At 46.7% G+C, this 4,696-nt stretch carries 4 protein-coding genes; 2 read left to right on the top strand and 2 right to left on the bottom strand.

Going from position 1 to position 4,696, the window contains the following annotated elements; all coding sequences use genetic code 11:
* Positions 1-673, top strand: a 673-nt coding sequence (locus A3751_RS08320; RefSeq protein WP_068454299.1) for an ROK family protein, incomplete at its 5' end; no start/stop codon positions are given.
* On the opposite strand, the gene ampD is transcribed toward A3751_RS08320, so the two are convergent.
* Entirely contained in the window at positions 670-1,209 is a 540-nt protein-coding gene (gene ampD / locus A3751_RS08315; protein WP_068454297.1) for a 1,6-anhydro-N-acetylmuramyl-L-alanine amidase AmpD, read from the bottom strand. The genes A3751_RS08320 and ampD overlap by 4 nt on opposite strands.
* A 40-nt stretch (positions 1,210-1,249) precedes the next feature.
* Positions 1,250-3,619: a DUF1631 domain-containing protein gene (locus A3751_RS08310; RefSeq protein ID WP_068454294.1), complete on the bottom strand. Its 2,370-nt coding sequence runs from the start codon at positions 3,617-3,619 to the stop codon at positions 1,250-1,252.
* A gap of 595 nt (positions 3,620-4,214) precedes the next feature.
* Between A3751_RS08310 and A3751_RS08305 the strand changes: the two genes are divergently transcribed.
* A partial coding sequence (locus A3751_RS08305; RefSeq protein ID WP_369821234.1) for a nicotinate-nucleotide diphosphorylase occupies positions 4,215-4,696 on the top strand: 482 nt, incomplete at its 3' end.

Genomic DNA, 4,696 nt, shown 5'->3' with positions numbered 1-4,696 from the left:
TCAAAATGCAAACTCTACCTGGCTTATCGGGCACCCTCTGAAACAAGATTTAGAAAATTGCCTTCAGCGAGAAATTAAAATCGCCAATGATGCAGATTGCTTTACGCTCAGCGAAGCCTGCGACGGTGCGGCATCGAAGAGCCAGAGTGTATTTGGCGTGATAATAGGAACCGGCGTTGGAGGGGGCATCTGCATTAACCAAAAGCCAATACTTGGGCCGAATGCCATAACAGGCGAATGGGGGCACAACCCCATGCCCTCCAGCCACCGCGCTCTGCACAATCCTCCTTGTTACTGTGGGCGACAGCACTGTATAGAAACCTACTTGTGCGGTCCGGCATTCGTCCGTTTCTTTAACACCTCTAACAACACCCAATTCAAAAGGGTTGAAGAAATTATAAACCACCACGACTTAGACCAAAGAATCAAAGCGGAGGAATACTACACGGAGCATTTTGCGGCCGCCCTAGCAACCGTCATCAACGTCTTGGACCCGGAATGTATCGTTTTAGGTGGCGGCTTAAGCAACATGTCATTTCTATACAAAAACCTGAAGAAAGCCCTTTTTCCACATGTTTTCTCTGGCACCCTACGAACCAAAATAGTTCCCGCTAAACATGGTGATTCTAGCGGTGTTCGTGGTGCAGCCTGGCTGGGTAGAAATCTAGGTTAAATAGATGCTTTAAAACGGTCCCAGTCAAAAGACGGACCTGGGTCGGTTTTCCGCTCGGGCGCTATGTCGCAGTGTCCGACGATGCTGTCTGTATTTATCTTTGGATAGGCCTTGATAATTGCACCTGCAAGTTCTTTTAGAGCGTCGTACTGAGCCGATGTATAAGCTTCGAAATCCTGTCCTTCCAACTCAATCCCAATAGAATAATCATTACAATTTTCTCGCCCACAAAAATTCGAAGCGCCAGCGTGCCAAGCGCGATCAAGACACGAAACAAACTGAGTAATCTTGCCTTCTCGCGCTATAAGAAAGTGAGCAGAGACTTGCAAGTCTTGAATTTGCTCAAAATATGGATCTTGAGCAGAATCCAGTTTATTCAGGAAAAACGCCTCGATATAGCCTCCACCATAGCGGCCAGGAGGAAGGCTAATATTGTGTATAACAAGAAGACTGGGAGGCTCGGCCTCTGGACGTTGGTTGTAGTTCGGCGAAGGACAGCGAATTGCTGAATCCAACCAACCTTCAACGATATTCATAATGTTCTCAAAGACTAAAAAAATCGTCTGCTAGCATACCTTATGAACGTAGATTAGTAATAATCGATTCAAGCGCCCTATCAAAAAGTAAGCCGTCATTCAGCACCTGCAGCTCACCTGAACGGAGGTCCTCGGCCAACGCCATTCGATTTTTCTCCACAACTTTCACACCCGCTCGATTGACAAAAATATGCTTGCCTGTTGAACGAATCACGGCGGCCAACTTACAGCGCTCATTGGAATTTTTGGAACCAAACTCAAACCAACACCCAACCACAAATCGATCAACTTGCTGAACGAACGGACTATCTTCGGCTAGTTCTGAGCCTTCCGATTCGTTTGACTCTTCAACCAAAACGATATTTTCCTGCTTTTTGGGTAGTTTTTCGTTTTGACTCTCAATACCCGCGTGTTTCTCATCGGCTTGTTCACATGCCTCTTGCAACTGTTTGAAATCTTCTTCCAATTCTAAGGTGGACCGAACAAGATCACTCACCTCATCATTTTGAGCAGAAACACTCTCATCAATCCCGACACGCGCGCGATCTTTGTAAGAATCAAGATGCTCTGCGGTTTCTTGCAAATCAACTTGCTGCTGAAGCGCTTGCAAAGAAAGCACGTGCTGATCTTCTAACTTGTCGAGCAATCGTTTCGCCAACGTTTCATCCAGCGCCACGTCTTGAAATCCAGCCCGCACTTTGGCTACCAAATTAGGAATCAGCTGCAATAATTTTGCACGTGCCTCTGGCTCCTTGGGATCTGGGCAAAGCGACCAAACAAGCTGAGTCACAACGTCTACCGCCTCATGCCACGCTTGACTGTCTGCGCCTTCGCGCAAATATTTAAACACTAATACATTGCTCCAGGCGTCTTTCAATAACTCCATTCCCAGATCAGGAACAGCGCGCCCGTCAATCGCTTTGTTAATAACCTCCTGCGTTGCCAGACGCGCTTCAACGGCTGCCGCTTTGCCTTTCTCGGAGTCTCTTGTACGCTGTTCAACCAGCAACCCCCTGCGGCGCTCAACATCAACAAATTGATTGAAGTCTTCTAGTAGCTCCTGAAACATTGTTACGTTATCGTCAAAACCGTCTGTTACTTGCTCGACAATACTCTCGAGCTTTTCCTTGTAACGATCTCTTCGACCACTTCTTGGCGAAGTCCAGCCAATCGCAGACGATGCAATCTCGTTGAGTAGTTTACGTGCGGGGTGTCCACCCTTACTGAAGAAGGTTTTATCGATCAGTGCTACTTTGAGAAGTGGTATTTGCAAGCGAGAGATTATTGCCTTCATCTCAGCCTGAAGCTGCCTGTCCTCAAGAATGAACTCAAACAACATCGAAATCAGGTTGATAACATCAGCATCGACATCATTACACACCTTGCCTTGCTCTGAACCACCTAAACGCGCCGCGAGCAATGCCTGAAAATCGATAGACTGATTTGGCGTAATGAAGTTAGCAACGGCTTCATGGCCATTACTCTGAAACAATGACAGCGTATTTAAAATATCTTGATGAGGTATGACTTTAAGATTCGGCATACCCGCTGCGGACGTTGCGCCATTTGTCATTGGCTGCCCTTGCGGGTGGAGCAGTTGACGAAGCACGTTCAAATCAAAGCCAACGCCATCGCTCTCATTGCGCGCACCATTCGGCGAAACATCTTGTTCAGGTTGCTGAGACTTGTCCGCAGAACCGGATTGCGCACTCTTTGAAACCTTATGGGTAGGTTTATAGTCTGGCATTATCCCCGCTGAGGCTAATAGCTTATTAAACTCTTCATATACATTAGGCATTTCTGCGAGCACATAGCGTTCGAACAACTTAAAAACAATCAGCTTGGCCTTGATATCGGCCTCAAGATTCATACAACCTTCGACAAAGCCTCGGCATAGTATTTCAGGTGAAACTGGAACCTCTTCATCACCTATCTCCTTCGCTTTTAGCATATGACAAACGCGAACCCTGAATGCTTTGAGGGGTTCCGCCGCTTCCGCCGCTAACCGCTGAACCATGCCTTCTACAGCAACGTCGAACTCAAGATCTTCCTCTGCAACCAAGCTTAAGGTATCTAAATCCTCCGCTTCAGTTTTTTTACTCGAACCTTTGATACCTGAACTCGTATCGGAAAAGGAGCGTAAGGCCGGGCCCAGTGTTGAAATCAATATCGACTTTTTCTGCAGTCTAAGCTCACGCATCGCCTCAAAATAAGTCGCTTGGTCAGCACCGGACTTATCAACCATTGCGAATAAAGCGTCATCAGCATTGTTAAATAAGTCGATCATGAGAGCGCGAATACGCTCTTTAGCGTGATCGCGGAGTTTCGTAAACTCCGCAGGCAATGGGCGAGAAGCTTGTCCTTGCGGTGCCTTTACTCCATGTATTCCAATCACTTTTGCGGTGGCCATATCTTTTCCAAGAAGGTTATTTGACGAATAGTATACGTGCTTAGCATCAAAATGAGCGTCAATTTTTGAGCTGTTTTATAAGTATATGGCGTCATTTTATTATCGCGTGTCACATTTTGTTGCAAAGCGAATTGGTTCACACAAAGAGAGCCGTAAAGCCGCAGCGAGAGTCGTATGGCTTTCGCGACAAGCCTAGATTTAGGGGAAGTTTAGCCCGAGATTGAAATAAGCCTAATCCTTCGCGTGAATATTGTTCACTAATTGTTCGCACCAAAGCACATATGATTGGCCAGAGGCACCACAAAAAGACCGCCCTCCGTTTCTATTACGCACACTCTATTCACTTTCACTCTATAGCCAATATCATCACCTTCCTCACTTTGAAACCAAGATAGACAGCTGGCGCACGGTGATACTAGCCCGTCCTCATCGCAACCTGCCTAAGAGCATAACTGTAACGACATAGTCACCAACATGAGACTTTTACTTCTTTATCAGGGTGCCATCAAAGTCACATACAGGCTTATTAAAGACGTAGAATTATTCGCTAAAGCCCTTATAATGCGCGGTCTTCACATCATTCCTGAGTACAAAGATGATCGACAACGCAACACTGACTAAAGCCATCAAGAATAATGTTGAGCTTGCCCTGTCTGAAGACATCGGTAACGGCGATATTACCGCTCAGCTTATTCCAGCGTCACAACAGGCAAGCGCGAAAGTAATTACGCGCGAGAATATGGTGCTCTGCGGTGTCGATTGGGCGAATGCAGTATTTCAATCTGTTGATCAATCAATGCAAGTGCAATGGCACAAAGCTGAGGGTGACCTCGTCGAGAAAGATGAGTGTTTCTTGAGCCTAAGCGGCAATGCCAGAAGTATTCTTACTGCCGAGCGCTGCGCTTTGAACTTTATTCAAACACTCTCAGGAACTGCAACCCTAGCGAAACATTACGCAGAGATCGTAGAGCACACCCAAGTAAAACTCCTGGATACAAGAAAAACCCTTCCTGGGCTGCGTGTCGCGCAGAAATATGCCGTGTCTGTGGGCGGTTGCCACAATCATCGAATGGGCCT

The organism is Oleiphilus sp. HI0080 (assembly GCF_001635135.1).
This window is presented reverse-complemented; position numbering and strand designations above follow the sequence as displayed.